This is a genomic window from Pseudomonas mosselii (genome assembly GCF_005796105.1).
Taxonomy (GTDB): Bacteria; Pseudomonadota; Gammaproteobacteria; order Pseudomonadales; family Pseudomonadaceae; genus Aquipseudomonas; species Aquipseudomonas mosselii_C.
Window position 1 is genome coordinate 124,134 of the sequence record NZ_VAUO01000003.1, and the last position, 17,769, is coordinate 141,902.

Consider the following 17,769-nt stretch of genomic DNA (forward strand, 5'->3'; position numbering starts at 1 on the left):
GGAAAAGTCCGATCTTGCTTCAGAAAGCTGGAGCAAGGGTTTCTAAATTGTGAAAACCAAGGCAGGATTTGCCGCACTATTTTGCTACCTCGCCCCATCAAGGAGGCTTAGATGAAATTCGCGCCCACCCTCACCCTGCTGGCAACCCTCGCGCTGGCGTTCGGCACAGCACAAGCCGCAGCGCCTGATACCGGGCTGACCGGCTGCGCGGCCAAGCGCAGCGCAATCGAAAACCAGCTCAAGATCGCCCAAGACCACGGCAACACGGCCCAGGCGGCTGGACTTGAAGAAGCACTGCGCGGCGTCGAGAACTGCACCGACAGTGGCCTGCGCAAGGAGCGTGAGCAAAAAGTGCTGGATGCCCGCCACGAAGTGGCACAGCGCGAAATGGACCTGAAAAAGGCCGAGAAGAAAGGCGACGCCGAGAAGATCAACAAGCGCAAGGACAAGCTCGCCGAGTCTCGCAAGGAACTGCAAAAAGCAGTGGACGAGCTGGACCGTTGATCGTTTCAGGTCGCTCGTCAGTACGCGCGATCAATGATTTCGAAACTCTGCATGACACGCTTTGCACGCGGCCTCGACCCTGTCCATCGGCCCCTTGAGCTGCGCGGCGTCCAAGGGCTGCGCGCGCGTCACCGCCACCAGCTCGCCCGTCACGCCCTCCAGTTGCCGGGCCAGGTCCTGAAAACGCGCCTGACGCTCCCACACCTCGGCACGGGCGCTGCTGTCTCCCGCATCCCGTGCCTGCGGGAAGTGCTGCCAAGGTTGATGGGACAGCTCATCGAGCGTCACAGCACCCTCGGCGAACGTCTGCCCATTGAACGGCAAGCGGCCTCGCAGCATGCCGCCCAGGTCTTCACTGGTCTTCAACATCGACTTGAAGATCGCCTTGCGCTGGCCCAACGGCGAGTGCGGATCGACACCATCGCAAGCCGTCAGGGCCAGGGCAGCGAGCAGCACTACGGTCAATCGTTTGAACATCTGGGGTCTCTTCGGCCAGCACAATCGGGCTGCCAGTATCGCTGCCCGCTGGGCAAAGACCAATAGCCATACAAAAAACAGGGCTGAATATTCATGTGCGCCCCCACAGGATTGCAACCATGACCTCTGCATTGCGACACCTCGCCTGGGCCCTGCCGGCACTGGCCCTGCTGGCCGGCTGCAACGGCGGCGAAAGCACCAAGCCCGAGCCACACGCCATCGCCACCTACGTCGATGCGACCTGGCAAGATCTACCCGCCGTCAGCGACGCCGACCTACTGGCCGGTTTCCAGGCCTGGCGTGTCGGCTGCGAGAAGCTCACTCGCGATACGGTCTGGGCCGACACCTGCACCGCCGCAGCCGGGGTCCCCGCCGACCCGGCGCAGGTTCGCGACTTCCTGCAACAGAACCTGCAAGTGCATGGCCTGCGCTCGGCCGAAAACAACGCGAACGGCCTGATCACCGGTTACTACGAGCCGGTCTATCCCGGCAGCCTCACGCGTACCGATAACGCGCAGGTGCCGGTGTATGGCATACCCGAGGACATGGTCGTGGTGGACCTGGCCAGCGTGTACCCCGAACTCAAGGGCAAGCGCCTGCGCGGGCGTCTCGAAGGCCGAGTGCTCAAGCCCTACGACACCGCCGAGGTCATCAACCGCGAGGGTGCCAAGGCGCCAGTGCTGGCGTGGCTGACCGATCCGATGGACCTACAGTTCCTGCAGATCCAGGGTTCAGGCCGGGTGCAACTGCCGAACGGGCGGCAATTGCGCCTGGGCTATGCCGATCAGAATGGCCACCCTTACCGCCCGATCGGCCGCTGGCTAGTCGAGCAGGGCCAGTTGAAGAAAGAGGACGTGACCATGGGCAGTATCCACGCCTGGGCTATGGCCAACCCGCAGCGCGTACCGGAGCTGCTGGCCAGCAACCCCAGCTATGTGTTCTTCAGTACACGCCCGGACAGCAACGAAGGGCCGCGCGGCTCGCTCAACGTCCCGTTGACTGCCGGCTACAGCGTGGCCATCGACCGTAAGGTCATTCCCTTGGGCAGCTTGCTGTGGTTATCCACCACCCGCCCGGACGGCAGCCCGGTGGTACGCCCGGTAGGGGCTCAGGACACAGGCGGAGCAATCACCGGTGAGGTACGCGCCGACCTGTTCTGGGGCACCGGCCCCGCTGCTGGCGAACTGGCCGGTAACATGAAGCAGCAAGGGCAGATCTGGATGCTCTGGCCCAAGGGCAAGCCACTGCCCGAAGTGCCCAAGGTGCCGTGATCGATACAGCGTACTTCGCGGGCTTGCCCGCGAAGACAGCGCAGCGGACTTAGGCCGAAACCACGAAGAACGAGACGATCAACGCCAGCCCCACCAGCCAGACCACCGAACGTAGCACCGCCCAGTCGGCCAGGTAGCAGATGATGTAGAGCAGCCGGCTGGTGATGTACATGACCCCCAGCACATCCTGGGTGACCTGTTCGGCATTCCCGACGATATCCGCCACCAGCACGGCTGCGGCAAATGCCGGAAACGCTTCGTAGCCATTCTGTTGCGCAGCATGGGCGCGTCGCGGCAAACCCGACAAGGTGTCGAGGAAGGCACGCGGGTCATGGTTATCGCTCATACCAAAGCGCCCACTGGCCGCCTTGGCAATCAAGGCGCACAGCGGCGGCAGGCACAGAGCGATGAGAATGCACCAAAGGGCGACGGTCATGGACAGGACTCCTTGTTTACACGGGAAGGGTTCAGAGCTTCATCACCAGCATGCCGGCCAGTACCAGCCCGCAAGCTAGGAGTCTCGGGCCACCAAAAGGTTCTTTGAGGTAGCGCATGCCCAGCAGCACGACCAGGATCACACTCACCTCGCGCAGTGCCGCCGCCTCCGCCACCGACCCCAGGTGCATGGCCCACAGCACCAGGGCATAGCTGAACAGCACACAGAACCCCACCGCCAGGCCCAATTTCCACTGCATGCGCCAGAACAGCACGAATGGCGCACGCCGGGCCACACTCGCCAGCAACGGGAACGGCCAGGCGCTGAGCAGGGTGAGCCAGACCAGATAATCCAGCGGTTTGCCCCACAAGCGCACCGCCTGGCCGTCGAACCAGGTGTAACAGCCGATGCACAGGCCGATCAGCGCGACCACCGGTAACATCGACCAGGGTAGTCGATGGCCGCCACCACCCTGCCACAGCAAGCAGGCCATGCCGCAGGGAATCAACAAAATGCCGATGATTTGCTGCTGGCTCAGGGATTCACCCGCGAACGCCAAGGTCAGCCCCAGCACGACCAGCGGCGACAAACCGCGCATCAACGGATACACCAGCCCAAGGTCTCCGACTCGGTAGGCCTTGATCAGCAGCACCCGGTACACCTGTTCGGCGAAGGCGGAGGCCAACAGCCATGGCCAGACCTGCGTCGGCGGCAGCTCGACGAACGCCACCGCCAGCACCGCGCACACCAGCGCCACCGCATCCATGCTGGCGATCACCAGCAGACGCTCGGCGCTGAACTTGATCAGGGTGTTCCACGTGGCGTGCAGCAAGGCTGCTACCAGCACGAGAGAGGTTGCAAGCACGCCTCGGATCCTTGTTTTCGTTGTTTGGCCAGCACTATATCGCGCCTACCTGGCGATCGGGCCAGCACAGGCTGTCCAGGAACTCATTCAACAAATCCGGTCATAAGGTGTGTCCCGAACCGCACGCCAGGTCATCAAAGAACTGCCCGAGCCATTCGGGTAACGACTTGGAAGCCACTGTCACAGGATTCGGGATGCTTGAATTAGTTGCCGCGTTTATCTGCCTCACCACCCTCCTCACCTACGTCAACTACCGCTTCATCGGCTTGCCACCGGCCATTGGCGTCATGGTCACGGCCCTGCTGTTCTCGCTGATGCTTCAGGGCCTGAGCCTGATCGGGTTCCCTGGGCTCGAAGCGCGCGTCGAAAGCCTGATGAACCAGATCGACTTCAACGACCTGCTGATGCACTGGATGCTGTCGTTCCTGCTGTTTGCCGGCGCGCTTCACGTGAACCTGACCGACCTACGCAGCTACCGCTGGCCCATCGGCCTGCTGGCGACCTTCGGCGTACTGATCGCCACGGTAATGATCGGCTACCTGGCGCACTGGGTTTTCGCGCTGTTCGGCTGGAACGTGCCGATGATCTATTGCCTGCTGTTCGGCGCGCTGATTTCGCCGACCGACCCGATTGCCGTGCTCGGCGCACTGCGCACGGCCAACGCGCCCAAGCCGCTGAAAACCACCATCGTGGGTGAATCACTGTTCAACGATGGCACGGCGGTCGTGGTGTTCACCGTGTTGCTGGGCATCATCGAACTGGGCGAGACCCCAAGTGTGGCCGACACCGCCACCCTGTTCGCCCGCGAAGCCATCGGCGGCGTGGTGTTCGGTGGCCTGATCGGCTACGCCACCTACCGCATGATCAAGAGCGTCGAGCAGTACCAGGTGGAGGTGATGCTGACCCTGGCCCTGGTGATTGGCGGCTCGGCGATGTGCTACGAGCTGCACGTATCGGCGCCGATCGCCATGGTGGTGGCGGGCCTGATCATCGGCAACCTGGGGCGCAACCTGGCGATGAACGACATGACCCGTCGCTACATGGACGCGTTCTGGGAGCTGATCGACGACATGCTCAACGCCTTGTTGTTCGCCCTGATCGGCCTGGAACTGCTACTGCTGCCGTTCAACTGGATGCACCTGGCAGCCGGTGGCGTGCTGGCGCTGGCAGTGCTGCTGTCGCGTCTGCTCACCGTGGCGCCCGCCATTGTCCTGCTGCGCCGCTGGCGAGCAGTGCCGCAGGGGACCGTGCGGGTTCTGACGTGGGGTGGCTTGCGTGGCGGCGTATCGGTGGCCCTGGCGCTGTCGTTGCCCATGGGCGAGGAGCGCGACTTGCTGCTGTCGATCACCTACATCGTGGTGCTGTCGTCGATCCTGGTGCAGGGCCTGACCATCGGCAAGGTGGTGCGCGGGGTCAGCCAGCCTTCGGCCTGAACCCAGGCGTGGGCGGGGCACCGCACGTGCCCCGCGGCCACCCGGTCAGCGCTCACTCGACCGCAGAGTCCGGGAACTGGTCCTGGATGTACTTGATCTCGGTACGCCCGTGCGGCGCCGGCAAGCCGTCGTCGCCCAGGTTGACGAAGACCATCTTGTCGACGGTGAGAATTGCCTTGCGGGTGATCTTGTTGCGCACTTCGCACTTGAGGGTGATGGAGGTACGGCCGAATTCGGTGGCGGTAATGCCTAGCTCGATGATGTCGCCCTGACGCGACGCGCTGACGAAGTTGATCTCGGAAATGTACTTGGTCACCACGCGCTGGTTGCCCAACTGCACGATGGCGTAGATCGCCGCCTCTTCGTCGATCCAGCGCAGCAGGCTGCCGCCGAACAGCGTGCCGTTGGGGTTGAGGTCTTCGGGTTTAACCCACTTGCGGGTGTGAAAGTTCATCGATACTCCTAACCTGCATGTTTGACGTGCCTCCATGATGGCAGACCGGCGAGTCACGCTCCATTGAGCATCGACTATCGTCGCGATAAATCGACAGAAAGTCTTGGGTGTGTCACATAGCCCCGGCTATAATCCCCGCCGATTCCAATGGCCCCCGCACGGGCGGCCATCCCGCCACCCGGTCGAGGGGCGCTGCAGCAGGTTCACCCTGTCAGGCTCGAACGGGGCGTTGTCCGCCACGCGGACGCTCAACGCACAACGGCGCCCATTCGCACACTACGAATGGAGGCTCTTCATGAGCGCTGTAAACACGCCTGCAGGTTTCACCGATTTCAAAGTCGCCGACATCTCCCTGGCCGCCTGGGGTCGTCGCGAAACCATCATTGCCGAATCGGAAATGCCTGCGCTGATGGGCCTGCGTCGCAAGTACCTCGCCGAGCAACCGCTCAAGGGTGCGAAGATCCTGGGCTGCATCCACATGACCATCCAGACTGCCGTGCTGATCGAGACCCTGGTTGCCCTGGGCGCCGAAGTACGCTGGTCGTCCTGCAACATCTTCTCCACCCAGGACCAGGCCGCCGCCTCCATCGCCGCTGCGGGTATCCCGGTGTTCGCCTGGAAAGGTGAAACCGAAGAAGAATACGAGTGGTGCCTGGAACAGACCATCCTCAAGGATGGCCAGCCATGGGACGCCAACATGATCCTCGACGACGGCGGCGACCTGACCGAACTGCTGCACAAGAAGTACCCGGCGGTTCTTGAGCGCGTACACGGCGTCACCGAAGAGACCACCACCGGCGTGCACCGCCTGCTGGACATGCTGGCCAAGGGCGAGCTGAAGGTCCCGGCGATCAACGTCAACGACTCGGTCACCAAGAGCAAGAACGACAACAAGTACGGCTGCCGTCACAGCCTCAACGATGCCATCAAGCGCGGTACCGACCACCTGCTTTCGGGCAAGCAAGCCCTGGTGATCGGCTACGGTGACGTGGGCAAGGGTTCGGCCCAGTCGCTGCGTCAGGAAGGCATGATCGTCAAGGTGACCGAAGTCGACCCGATCTGCGCCATGCAGGCCTGCATGGACGGCTTCGAGCTGGTCTCGCCGTTCATCGACGGCATCAACGACGGTACCGAAGCGAGCATCGACAAGGCCCTGCTGGGCAAGATCGACCTGATCGTCACCACCACCGGTAACGTCAACGTCTGCGACGCCAACATGCTCAAGGCCCTGAAAAAGCGTGCCGTGGTGTGCAACATCGGTCACTTCGACAACGAAATCGACACCGCCTACATGCGCAAGCACTGGGCATGGGAAGAGGTCAAGCCGCAGGTGCACAAGATCCACCGTACCGGCGCTGGTGAGTTCGACCCACAGAACGACGACTACCTGATCCTGCTGGCCGAAGGCCGTCTGGTGAACCTGGGCAACGCCACTGGTCACCCAAGCCGCATCATGGACGGCTCGTTCGCCAACCAGGTCCTGGCACAGATCTTCCTGTTCCAGCAGAAGTACGCTGACCTGCCAGCCGAGAAGAAAGCCGAGCGCCTGACCGTCGAAGTGCTGCCCAAGAAACTCGACGAAGAAGTGGCCCTGGAAATGGTCCGTGGCTTCGGTGGCGTGGTGACTAAACTGACCCAGCAGCAAGCCGACTACATCGGCGTGACCGTCGAAGGTCCGTTCAAGCCGCACGCCTACCGCTACTAAGCGGCAGGCATGCAGCTGCAAGCGGCAAGAAACGGCAGAGCCTGCCGTTGCAACCTGCAGCTCAAGCCTGACTGTCCTTGAACGATGCCCAAGCCAGATCGGCCATCACCGATCTGGCTTTTACTTGCAGCTTGCCGCCCAACGCTTGCTGCTGAGGACCGAGAGATGTCACAAGAACGCCGCTACAGTTTCGAGTTCTTCCCCACCAAGACCGATGCCGGCCACGAAAAACTGATGGGCGTCGCCCGCCAGCTGGCCAGCTACAACCCGGATTTCTTCTCCTGCACGTATGGCGCTGGTGGCTCGACCCGCGACCGCACCCTGAACACCGTGCTGCAGCTGGAAAGCGAAGTGAAGGTTCCGGCCGCCCCGCACCTGTCCTGCGTGGGTGACACCAAGGCCGAACTGCGTGCCCTGCTGGAACAATACAAGGCTGCCGGCATCCAGCGCATCGTCGCCCTGCGCGGCGACCTGCCTTCGGGCATGGGCATGGCCAGCGGTGAGCTGCGCTACGCCAGCGACCTGGTCGAGTTCATCCGCCAGGAAAGCGCTGACCACTTCCACCTCGAAGTGGCCGCTTACCCCGAAATGCACCCGCAGGCTCGCCACTTCGAGGCAGACCTTGCCAACTTCGTGCACAAGGTCAAAGCCGGTGCCGACAGCGCCATCACCCAGTACTTCTTCAACGCCGACAGCTACTTCTACTTCGTCGAACGAGCGCAGAAGCTGGGCGTGGACATCCCGGTGGTGCCAGGCATCATGCCAATCACCAACTACAGCAAGCTGGCGCGCTTCTCCGACGCCTGCGGCGCGGAGATCCCACGTTGGATCCGCAAGCAACTCGAAGCCTATGCCGACGACACCGCCAGCATCCAGGCCTTCGGTGAAGAAGTGATCACCCGCCTGTGCGAACAGCTGCTGCAAGGCGGCGCACCGGGCCTGCACTTCTACACCTTGAACCAGGCCGAACCAAGCCTGGCGATCTGGAACAACCTCAAGCTACCCCGCTGAAGGTCATGGGCAAGGTGTTGAAGCCATTCAAGGCCTTGCCCACACCAGCACCGCGACCTGCACGCAGACACTGGCCTAGATCGTGCGCCCAGCGTACTCTCCCGCCATGCGTACACTGACCCTTGCCTGCCTGTTGCTGTTCGCGTGCCTGAGCCCTGTGGCCCAGGCCGACCGCCTGCGCATCGTCAGCGACGACTGGGCCCCCTACATCTACCTGGAAAACGGCCAGCCCAAGGGTATCGACTACGAAGTCACCAACGAAGTGTTCCGCCGCCTGGGATACGAGGTGCAGTGGGAGTTCATGCCGTGGCGGCGCTGCCTGGCGATGGTCCAGCAGGGCCTGGCCGATGGCGTGATGGATATCTTCCAAAGCCAGGCGCGGGAAACGTTCCTGGTCTACCCCGACGAACCCATGTCCCAGGTCGAATTCGTGCTGTTCCAAGCCAGCACTCGCCCGCATCAGGTCGAGCGTCTCAAGGACCTTGCAGGGCTGACCGTGGGCACCTCGCCGGGCTACAACTATGGCGCCGGGTTCAACGACTCGCCACTGTTTCGCCGCGAGCCAGCCCCCACCCAGGAGGCCAACTTCGGCAAGCTGATGCTCGGGCGCATCGACTTGCTGGTGACCGACCGTCAGGTTGGCCGCTTCCTGCGTCGACAACTGGGGCTGCAAGCACGTGTCGACGAGCTGCCGCTGGTCATCAGCCGCCAGTTGCAATACCTGGGCCTGGCCCGTAAACCGGGCCGCGAAGCCCTGGCCATAGCCTTTTCCGCGGAGCTGCGACGCTTCCGACAGGAGCCGGCCTATGCCGAAATTCAGGCGCGTTACGACAGCACGGGCGATTTTCCTTTCACCGTTGAGCAGCAGGAACGCAGCACACCCTGATTGCTCTGTTATACTCGGGCCTTCCCGCCCGGCTCACGCCCGGACGCTCGGCCCCGCCACAGCCTTCCAGACACACGGCAGCGCACTGTTCAGTGCAGACCTGCCATGAACCTGGATGCGCCGTGACCGCCCAGCTGGACCGGACGCGATCGCATCCCTCAGATGCCCGTCGCGCCAGGCAGAACACCCCATAGGGCCCAGCCCCCACGAGAACAGGATTGCCCATGTCCTTTGCTTCCCTCGGTCTCTCCGAGGCTCTTGTCCGCGCTATCGAGGCTGCGGGCTATACCCAGCCCACTCCGGTGCAACAGCGGGCTATCCCCGCCGTGTTGCAAGGCCGCGACCTGATGGTTGCCGCCCAGACAGGTACTGGTAAGACCGGCGGCTTCGCGCTGCCGATTCTCGAGCGCCTGTTCCCGGGTGGCCACCCTGACAAGTCACAGCGCCACGGCCCACGCCAGCCTCGCGTGCTGGTGCTAACGCCGACTCGCGAACTGGCCGCCCAGGTACACGACAGCTTCAAGATCTATGCGCGCGACCTGAACTTCATCAGCGCCTGCATCTTTGGCGGCGTCGGCATGAACCCACAGGTCCAGGCCATGGCCAAGGGCGTCGACGTACTGGTCGCCTGCCCAGGCCGCCTGCTCGACCTCGCCGGCCAAGGCAGCGTCGACCTGTCCAAGGTCGAGATCCTGGTACTCGATGAAGCCGACCGCATGCTCGACATGGGCTTCATCCACGATGTCAAGAAAGTGCTGGCACGCCTGCCGGCCAAGCGCCAGAACCTGCTGTTCTCGGCGACTTTCTCCAAGGACATCACCGACCTTGCCGACAAGCTGCTGCACAACCCCGAGCGCATCGAGGTCACGCCGCCGAACACCACCGTCGAGCGCATCGAGCAGCGCGTCTATCGCCTGCCGGCCAGCCACAAGCGCGCCCTGCTGGCGCACTTGATCACCCTGGGCGCCTGGGAACAGGTGCTGGTGTTCACACGCACCAAGCATGGCGCCAACCGCCTGGCCGAGTACCTCGAGAAACACGGCCTGACTGCTGCAGCGATTCACGGCAACAAGAGCCAGAACGCCCGCACCAAGGCGCTGGCCGATTTCAAGGCCAACAGCGTACGTGTGCTGGTGGCCACCGACATCGCCGCACGCGGCCTGGACATCGACCAACTGCCGCACGTGGTCAACTTCGAGTTGCCCAACGTCGAGGAAGACTACGTCCATCGTATCGGCCGTACCGGCCGTGCCGGTCGCTCGGGCGAAGCTATCTCGCTGGTCGCACCCGATGAAGAAAAACTGCTCAAGAGCATCGAGCGGGTCACCAAGCAGAAGATCCCGGACGGTGACCTGATGGGCTTCGACGCTTCGCAAGTCGAAGCCGAGAAACCCGAAGTACGCGAGCGCCAGCAGAACAACGGCCGCGGTGGACGCAACCAGCAGTCCCGTGGCGAAGCCGGCAAGGAAGGCAGCGGCGGGCGCAAGGACAAGGGCAAGGACAAAGGCAAGAACAAGCCTGCGGCCGAGAAGCCTGCCGACAAGGAAAAGTCCGGCGACAAGCCACAAGGCCAACAGCGCAAGCAGCGTGACAAGAAGCCACGCCAGCAACAGGCCGCGCAAGGTCAGGGCGCCATCCCAAAACCCGCTGCCGACCGTGACCCGGAAGAATTCCTGGATGACGACGTCGACAACTTCGGTAACCGCGCCGACTACGTCAGCCCCTACCAGAATGCCAAGAACCAAGGCCGCAACCGCCGTCCGGGTGGCAATGGTGGCCAGGGTCAGGCGCAGGGTCAACGCAGCGGTGGTGGTGGTCAGGGTCAAGGCCGTGGCAATGGCCAGCAGCGCCAAGGCCAGGGTTCCGGTGAAAAACGCGCCCGCAATGGCGGCGCTGGCAACAACGGGGCCCGTCGCGACAACAACGGCGGCCGTAACCGCCGCGATGACACCGCTCGCCAGGAACCCGCCGTGCGCAACCCGCGCGACTCGCAGCCGGCGCCGGTGATCATCCGCAAGGAATCCAAGCTCGACCGTTACCCAACCCCCGAGCAACTGGACGATCTGCCAAGCCGCCCACGCGGCGAGCGCCCGGCGCTGCTGACCCGCAAGGGCTGAAGGACCGCGCCAGCGCCCACAGCACTGTAGGCGCTGGCAAACCTTCGATGAAGCACCTGTCGCACAAATAAAAACGCCGCCCCTAGGGCGGCGTTTTCGTTACTGGCGAAGCCGATTACTTCTGCTTCACGCCTTCGACGCTGATATCCAGGTCCAGGGTCTGCGAGGTTGGGCCCGGGCCCTTGATGCCGAAGTCGTTCAGGTTCAGGGTGGTGGTGGCATTGAAGCCAGCACGCTCGCCGCCCCACGGATCCTTGCCCTCACCGTTGAAGGTAGCCTTGAAGGTGACCGGCTTGGTCACGCCGTGCAGGGTCAGGTCGCCAGTCACGTCAGCGGTCTTGGCACCGGTGGACTTGACGGCGGTGGAGACGAACTTGGCGTCTGGGTATTTCTTGACGTCCAGGAAGTCGGCACTGGCGATGTGCTTGTCACGTTCGGCGTGGTTGGACCACACGCTTGCGGTTTTCAGGTCCACGCTGATCTTGCTGGCTTCAGGCTTGGCACTGTCCCAGGTGAAGTTACCGTCGAAGTCCTTGAAGGTACCGTGGATGAAGCTGTAGCCCAGGTGGCTGATTTTCCAGTCAACGAACGCGTGCTGGCCTTCCTTGTCGATCTTGTATTCGGCGGCCATGGCCTGGCCGGCACAGATCAGAGCGGAACCGAGCGCCAGAGCGGCAAAAGTCTTTTTCAACATCCTTACTTCCTTCCTTTGCAATTGAGGTTGAGAGTCAAGCTTTGCGGCCCAGCATACGGGTGAGGGTCGCGTCACGGTCGATGAAATGATGTTTCAAGGCTGCCAGGCCATGCAGCACGGCAAAAATCACCAGCCCCCAGGCCAACCACAGGTGGATCACCCCGGCGGTATCGGCCTGATCAGGCAAATCGCTGATCAGTGCCGGTACTTCGAACAGTCCGAACACCGGGATACCCACACCGTCGGCGGTAGAAATCAGGTAGCCCGCCGCCATGACTGCGAACAACCCGAGGTACAACGCCAAGTGGCCGAGTTTGGCCGAAATCCGGGTCAGTGGGCCATGATTGGCTGGTGCCGGCGGCGGTGGGCTGACGAAGCGCCAGAGCACCCGCAGCACCATGACCGCCAGCAAAACCATGCCGATGCTCTTGTGCAGGTCAGGACCCGACTTGCGCCATGGACTGTAGTAATCCAGCCCCACCATCCACAGCCCAAGGCCGAACAGGCCAAACACTGCCAGTGCCACGCCCCAGTGCAGGACGAGGCTGACAGCGCCATAGCGAGAAGATGAGTTGCGCAATTGCATGTTGGCGTATTTCCCCGTGAAAGCTGTCCACAGACTAGCGCGTAACGTATCGAATAAAAGCGGAAAAAATTGCTTCGGATTATCTAATAATCCGATATTTAGTGTGCAAGCGTCCCGTTAAGGAAACATTAACGCCAGAGGCACGCAAGGGGGATTTGGAGACACACCGCCGGGCAAGCCCACCCCCCATCGTGTAGTGCGGAGCGGGCCTGGCCGGGGCTCACATCAGTTGGCCTTGGCCTGGGTGTTGGTCACGGCCTTTTTCGCAGGCTCGGTCTTGGCGGCGGACTTCTTCGCCGGCGCAGGCTTGGCGGCAGGCTTGTGCGTCTGCTTGGCGGCCGGCTTGTGGGCTGCAGGTTTGGCTGCAGCGGGCTTGGCAGGCGCCACTTTGGCCGGCGCTTGCTCAGCCACGCTGGCAGCCGGGGTCGGTGCAGGGGCGGCGGGCGCTGCAGGAGCGGCGACCGGCGCCGGGGCCACGGTCTCAGCCTTGGCGGCCGGAGCGGCCTTGACCTCAGGCTTGTCACCCATCCCGAACAGACGCGAGAAGAAGCCAGGTTTGTCTTGCTTGGGAGCTTCAGCCTTAGCGGCCTCTGGCTTGGCCTCAGTCTTGGCGGACGAACCGCCGAACAGGTTGGAGAAGAAGCCGCCCTTGTCCTTGGTCGCGACGGCAGCGGCCGTCCCTGCAGCAGCAGCCGCCGCTACCGGTGCAGCCTTGACCGGGTCGAACGATTTGCCCGCCGCCAGATCCTGCACTTGGCTGGCGGCGCGCTGGCCACTGCGCAGTGCGCCTTCCAGCGTACCGGGGTACAGCGCATCGGTGTGCTCGCCCGCGAAGGCGATTCGCTGTACCGGGCGCTCCCACAGGCGCCAGAACTTGCTGATCTGGCCCGGACCATAGGCCAGGTAGGCGCCTCCTGTGCCTGCGTCGGTGCTGTAACGACGAACCTCGTAGCCGGTGAAGGCTCCACGGGCCTGTGGATAGAAGGCGTGCAGGCGGATCAGCACCTGATCGACCATCTGCTTGTCGCCAAACGCCTGCAACAGGCGGGCGTTATCGCCAGACAGGTTGATCACCACATTGGCGCCACCCTTGAGCGCCGGCTCGATCCACAGCATACCAAGGCCGGTGTTGCTGAAGATCTCGCCCGACATGCGCGCACGGCTCTCCCACACCGGGTTCTTGAACTTGAGCATCAACTGGTCGCGCCAGCCGTAGTTGGTGCCCTTGAGCGCGGCCAGGTGCTGGTTGTCCAGGCCGGGTGTGATCTGGATCTTGGCCAGTGCGCGCAGCGGCACGGCCATCACCAGGTAGTCGGCCTGGTAGCCTACAGCACCGACCTTGACCGTCACGCCGTCCTTGTCCTGCACGATGGCGGTGACCGGCGAGCTGGTCTTGATGGTCTTGAGCTGCTTGACGAAGGCCTGGGCCAGCACCGGGCTGCCACCAGGCAGGCGCGCAGCGCGCAGGTCGCGGTCGCTGACGTTGCGGTACACGCGGTTCTGCTGGGCGAAGTACAGCAGCGACAGGCGCGAAGGTTCGTCATAGCGCGTGCGGATCTGCTGGTTGACCAACTGGCGGGCGGTGGCGGGCAGTTGCAGCTTATCCAGCCAGGTGGCGACGTTGATCTGGTCGAGCGCGAACAAAGTGCTGTTGGCGGCCGGGTTCAGCGGGTCTTCAATCGAGCGCGCGAGGTCATCGAGGGTCTTTTCGTAACGCTTGAGCGCCTCGGCCGTGGCCGGTTGCTTGGCGGCCAGGTCGGCGGCGCTGAAGTACTCGCCGTCGATCAGATAGCCAGGGGTGCGCACGAACTCAGGCGCCGGCAAGGTGCCAACCTTGAAGCGCTCCAGGTACTGGTTGAGCACCGGCTGCGTCTTGCCATTGCCAATCCATTCACTGGTGGCCAGGCCAGAGCGCCCGCCGATACCCGACTTGGCTTCGAGCAAGGTCACCTGCCAGCCCTTGCCTTGCAGCTCGTAGGCCGCCGTCAAACCTGCCAGGCCACCGCCGACGACGATCGCCGTCGGGGTTTTGTCCTTGGCCAGGGCCGCACCACTGGACACACCAATCAATACCAACGCGCACAGGCGCACCCAAGCAGCAGCCATGTCGGCGAACTCCGGATCAGAAGTGACAGAAATAAAGGGGAGGAACGCCCCGAGAAAAGTGCGCTAAGAATACGTCAGCCCCCGCCCCCCCGCCAGCACAGCGACATCAAGTGCCTTTGCCGGCTGGTTTTTTCATCTTCGGCTGCGGTTGTCCTGCCCCTCGGCATTGCTTAGGCTAACGCGGTCAAACCAAGCCGTACCGCCAGGAGAAGTGCCCATGGGCCTCAACGATCAGTGGATGCAGCGCGACCTCAAGGTCCTGTGGCACCCCTGCACCCAGATGAAAGACCACGAGCAACTGCCGCTGATCCCCATCCGCCGTGGCGAGGGCGTCTGGCTCGAAGACTTCGAGGGCAAACGCTACCTCGATGCGGTCAGTTCCTGGTGGGTCAACGTGTTCGGTCACGCCAACCCACGCATCAACCAGCGCATCAAGGATCAGGTCGATCAGCTGGAGCATGTGATCCTGGCAGGCTTCAGCCATCAGCCGGTGATCGAGCTGTCCGAGCGCCTGGTGGCGATGACCCCGGCAGGCCTGGAGCGGGTGTTCTACGCCGATAACGGCTCATCGTGCATCGAAGTTGCGCTGAAAATGAGCTTTCACTACTGGCAGAACACCGGCAAGCCGGACAAGAAACGCTTCGTCACCCTGACCAACAGCTACCACGGCGAAACCATCGCCGCGATGTCGGTAGGCGACGTGCCGCTATTCACCGAAACCTACAAGGCTCTGCTGCTGGACACACTGAAGGTGCCCAGCCCGGACTGCTACCTGCGCCCCGAAGGCATGGGCTGGGAAGAGCATTCACGCAACATGTTCGCCGCCATGGAGCAGACCCTGGCCGAACACCACGCCAGCATCGCGGCGGTGATCGTCGAGCCGCTGATCCAGGGTGCCGGTGGTATGCGCATGTACCATCCGGTGTACCTCAGGCTGCTGCGCGAGGCCTGCGACCGCTACGATGTGCACCTGATCCACGACGAGATCGCCGTGGGCTTCGGCCGCACCGGCACGATGTTCGCCTGCGAGCAGGCCGGCATCCGCCCGGACTTCCTGTGCCTGTCCAAGGCCCTGACCGGGGGCTACCTGCCGCTGGCCGCCTGCCTGACCACCGACAAGGTGTACCAGGCGTTCTACGACGACTACCCGACCCTGCGCGCGTTCCTCCACTCGCACAGCTACACCGGTAACCCACTGGCCTGCGCGGCCGCGCTGGCGACCCTGGATATCTTCGAGCAGGACAACGTGATCGAGGCCAACAAGGCCCTGTCCGCGCGCATGGGCAGTGCCACTGCGCACCTGGCCGAACACGCCCATGTCGCGGAAATCCGCCAGACCGGCATGGCCTTGGCGATCGAAATGGTCCAGGACAAGGCCGGCAAGGTCGCCTACCCCTGGCAGCAACGGCGCGGCCTGAAGGTGTTCGAGCATGCCCTGAGCCGGGGCGCGCTGCTGCGTCCGCTGGGCAGCGTGGTGTACTTCCTGCCGCCCTACGTGATCACCCCCGAGCAGATCGACTTCCTTGCCGAAGTGGCCAGCGAAGGGATCGACATTGCCACCCGCGATAGCGTCAGCGTGGCGGTGCCTGCAAACTTCCACCCTGACTTCCGCGATCCGGGCTAGACCCTAACCTGTACGCGCCCGTGTGTAGGAGCCGCCTTGCGCCGCGAAAGGCCGCAACGCGGCCCCTGCTATTTCCGCTGCGAAGCTGCACTCTGGGGTCACTTCGCAGCCCTTTGCGACCGGTCCGGCGCCCCGGCAAGGCCTCACACAGGGCGATGTCCGCCACCACATTCCGAGCCTGAACATGAGACTGTCCCGCTTTTTCATCGACGCCCCCCTGAGCCTTGGCGAGCACGATCTCCCCGAAGCCCAAGCCCACTACATCGGCCGCGTGCTGCGCATGGCCGCCGGCGACGCCGTGCAACTGTTCGACGGCAGTGGCCAGGAATACCTCGGCCAACTGCTTGAAGTGGGCAAGAAGAGCGTGCGCGTGAGCCTCGAACAAACCCTGCCCGGTCAGGCCGACTCACCGTTGCATGTGCACCTTGGCCAAGGCCTGTCGCGCGGCGAGCGCATGGACTGGGCGATCCAGAAAGCCACTGAACTGGGGGTCAACGCCATCACCCCGATCGTCAGCGAACGCTGCGAAGTACGGCTCAAGGATGAACGCGCCGACAAGCGCCTGGCCCACTGGCGCCAAGTAGCGATCAGCGCCTGCGAGCAATGCGGTCGCTCGACCCTGCCTGTGATCCACCCGCCGCTCACCCTGGCCGAATGGCTCAAAGCGACCGAGGCGGACCTCAAGCTGGTGCTCCACCCCGTTGCGCAGCCGCTGACCAGCCACGCCAAACCCGCCCGCCTGGCGTTCCTGATTGGCCCCGAAGGCGGTCTGAGCGATGCCGAGGTGGAGCAGGCCAAGACCGCCGGTTTCCATGCCGCGCGCCTCGGCCCACGGGTGCTGCGCACCGAGACCGCGCCGGTGGTGGCGCTGTCGGTGGCGCAGCAACTGTGGGGTGATTTCTAGCGGACGTAGAAAAATACCGCGATGAAGTGCATCAGGCTGCCAGCGATGACGAACAGGTGCCAGATGCCGTGCCAGTGGCGAAAACGGCTGTCGAAGGCGAAGAAAATGATGCCGACGGTGTACAACACACCGCCAGCCGCCAGCCAGCCAAAGCCCGCCGTGCCCAGGCTGTGCAGCAGCGGCTTGACCGCTACCAGCACGATCCAACCCATCACCGCGTAGATCACGATCGACAGGATCCGCGCCTCAGAGCGCGGCTTGATCTCTTGCAGCATGCCGATCAGCGCCAGCCCCCAGACCACCCCGAACAGGCTCCAGCCCCACGGCCCGCGCAAGCTGACCAGGCAGAACGGTGTGTAGCTGCCGGCGATCAGCAAGTAGATCGACAGGTGATCGAGCTTGCGCATCACCCGCTTCGCTCGCCCGCGCGTGCTGTGGTACAGGGTGGAAATGCTGTAGAGCAACAGCAGCGTGAAGCCGTAGATGGAGAAGCTGACGATCTTCCACGGATCGCCCTGCAGGCCGGCACCGACGATCAGCCAAATGGCCCCGATACAGGCAAGGACCGCACCGACCAGATGCGTCCAGGCGTTGAAGCGTTCACCGTAATACATGCAAACACAGACCTCTTCGCTAGCCTCAAGTTTCAAGCTGCAAGCACCAAGCAAGAGGGGAGCCGCAGTGATCAGCTTGCCG

The 17,769-nt window shown here is 63.3% G+C and carries 17 protein-coding genes and 1 riboswitch; of the genes, 9 read left to right on the forward strand and 8 right to left on the reverse strand.

Annotated elements, in window-relative coordinates; translation table 11 throughout:
- Positions 1–111: 111 nt before the first annotated feature.
- On the forward strand, positions 112–504 hold the full coding sequence (locus FEM01_RS09695) for a DUF1090 domain-containing protein (RefSeq protein WP_138219220.1): 393 nt from the start codon (positions 112–114) through the stop codon (positions 502–504).
- A gap of 30 nt (positions 505–534) precedes the next feature.
- Here the strand turns inward: FEM01_RS09695 and FEM01_RS09700 are convergent, their stop codons facing one another.
- Positions 535–981 carry a c-type cytochrome gene (locus FEM01_RS09700; protein ID WP_138219221.1) on the reverse strand — a complete coding sequence of 149 codons (447 nt, stop codon included), beginning with the start codon at positions 979–981 and terminating at the stop codon, positions 535–537.
- Between the two features lie 119 nt (positions 982–1,100).
- Between FEM01_RS09700 and mltA the strand changes: the two genes are divergently transcribed.
- Complete coding sequence (gene mltA, locus FEM01_RS09705; protein WP_138219222.1) at positions 1,101–2,252, forward strand: murein transglycosylase A; 1,152 nt, start codon at positions 1,101–1,103, stop codon at positions 2,250–2,252.
- A 49-nt stretch (positions 2,253–2,301) separates the two neighbouring features.
- On the opposite strand, the gene FEM01_RS09710 is transcribed toward mltA, so the two are convergent.
- Together FEM01_RS09710 and FEM01_RS09715 are read right to left on the reverse strand one after the other, a co-directional pair.
- Entirely contained in the window at positions 2,302–2,688 is a 387-nt protein-coding gene (locus tag FEM01_RS09710) for an MAPEG family protein (protein WP_138219223.1), read from the reverse strand.
- 31 nt (positions 2,689–2,719) lie between these two features.
- Complete coding sequence (locus FEM01_RS09715) at positions 2,720–3,553, reverse strand: DMT family transporter (RefSeq protein ID WP_138219224.1); 834 nt, start codon at positions 3,551–3,553, stop codon at positions 2,720–2,722.
- Positions 3,554–3,747: 194 nt separating this feature from the next.
- Between FEM01_RS09715 and FEM01_RS09720 the strand changes: the two genes are divergently transcribed.
- A complete protein-coding gene (locus tag FEM01_RS09720) occupies positions 3,748–4,986 on the forward strand; it encodes a cation:proton antiporter (protein WP_138219225.1) in 1,239 nt (412 codons plus the stop codon).
- Between the two features lie 52 nt (positions 4,987–5,038).
- Here the strand turns inward: FEM01_RS09720 and FEM01_RS09725 are convergent, their stop codons facing one another.
- Positions 5,039–5,440, reverse strand: coding sequence for an acyl-CoA thioesterase (locus FEM01_RS09725; protein WP_138219226.1), 402 nt, complete (start codon positions 5,438–5,440; stop codon positions 5,039–5,041).
- Positions 5,441–5,618: 178 nt separating this feature from the next.
- A riboswitch (S-adenosyl-L-homocysteine riboswitch) is annotated at positions 5,619–5,714 on the forward strand.
- A gap of 21 nt (positions 5,715–5,735) precedes the next feature.
- Here FEM01_RS09725 and ahcY point away from each other — a divergent pair.
- From ahcY to FEM01_RS09745, 4 genes are all read left to right on the forward strand, one after another.
- A complete protein-coding gene (gene ahcY, locus FEM01_RS09730) occupies positions 5,736–7,145 on the forward strand; it encodes an adenosylhomocysteinase (protein WP_138219227.1) in 1,410 nt (469 codons plus the stop codon).
- 165 nt (positions 7,146–7,310) lie between these two features.
- Entirely contained in the window at positions 7,311–8,156 is an 846-nt protein-coding gene (gene metF / locus FEM01_RS09735) for a methylenetetrahydrofolate reductase [NAD(P)H] (RefSeq protein WP_138219228.1), read from the forward strand.
- Positions 8,157–8,262: 106 nt separating this feature from the next.
- Positions 8,263–9,042, forward strand: a complete 780-nt coding sequence (locus FEM01_RS09740) for a substrate-binding periplasmic protein (protein ID WP_138219229.1) — start codon at positions 8,263–8,265, stop codon at positions 9,040–9,042.
- A 224-nt stretch (positions 9,043–9,266) separates the two neighbouring features.
- A complete protein-coding gene (locus FEM01_RS09745) occupies positions 9,267–11,159 on the forward strand; it encodes a DEAD/DEAH box helicase (protein ID WP_138219230.1) in 1,893 nt (630 codons plus the stop codon).
- A gap of 115 nt (positions 11,160–11,274) precedes the next feature.
- On the opposite strand, the gene FEM01_RS09750 is transcribed toward FEM01_RS09745, so the two are convergent.
- The 3 genes from FEM01_RS09750 to FEM01_RS09760 form a co-directional block, all read right to left on the reverse strand.
- On the reverse strand, positions 11,275–11,853 hold the full coding sequence (locus tag FEM01_RS09750) for a YceI family protein (RefSeq protein ID WP_138219231.1): 579 nt from the start codon (positions 11,851–11,853) through the stop codon (positions 11,275–11,277).
- 34 nt (positions 11,854–11,887) lie between these two features.
- On the reverse strand, positions 11,888–12,439 hold the full coding sequence (locus FEM01_RS09755; RefSeq protein WP_138219232.1) for a cytochrome b: 552 nt from the start codon (positions 12,437–12,439) through the stop codon (positions 11,888–11,890).
- A gap of 225 nt (positions 12,440–12,664) precedes the next feature.
- Complete coding sequence (locus tag FEM01_RS09760) at positions 12,665–14,545, reverse strand: flavin monoamine oxidase family protein (protein ID WP_138219233.1); 1,881 nt, start codon at positions 14,543–14,545, stop codon at positions 12,665–12,667.
- A 217-nt stretch (positions 14,546–14,762) separates the two neighbouring features.
- Between FEM01_RS09760 and FEM01_RS09765 the strand changes: the two genes are divergently transcribed.
- Together FEM01_RS09765 and FEM01_RS09770 are read left to right on the forward strand one after the other, a co-directional pair.
- A complete protein-coding gene (locus tag FEM01_RS09765; protein WP_138219234.1) occupies positions 14,763–16,169 on the forward strand; it encodes an adenosylmethionine--8-amino-7-oxononanoate transaminase in 1,407 nt (468 codons plus the stop codon).
- Between the two features lie 184 nt (positions 16,170–16,353).
- The gene (locus FEM01_RS09770) at positions 16,354–17,073 is read left to right on the forward strand and encodes a 16S rRNA (uracil(1498)-N(3))-methyltransferase (protein WP_138219235.1); all 720 of its coding nucleotides are present in this window, start codon (positions 16,354–16,356) and stop codon (positions 17,071–17,073) included.
- Here FEM01_RS09770 and trhA read toward each other — a convergent pair.
- On the reverse strand, positions 17,070–17,687 hold the full coding sequence (trhA, locus tag FEM01_RS09775) for a PAQR family membrane homeostasis protein TrhA (protein ID WP_138219236.1): 618 nt from the start codon (positions 17,685–17,687) through the stop codon (positions 17,070–17,072). The two genes, FEM01_RS09770 and trhA, sit on opposite strands and share 4 nt — an antisense overlap.
- Between the last annotated feature and the right edge of the window lie 82 nt (positions 17,688–17,769).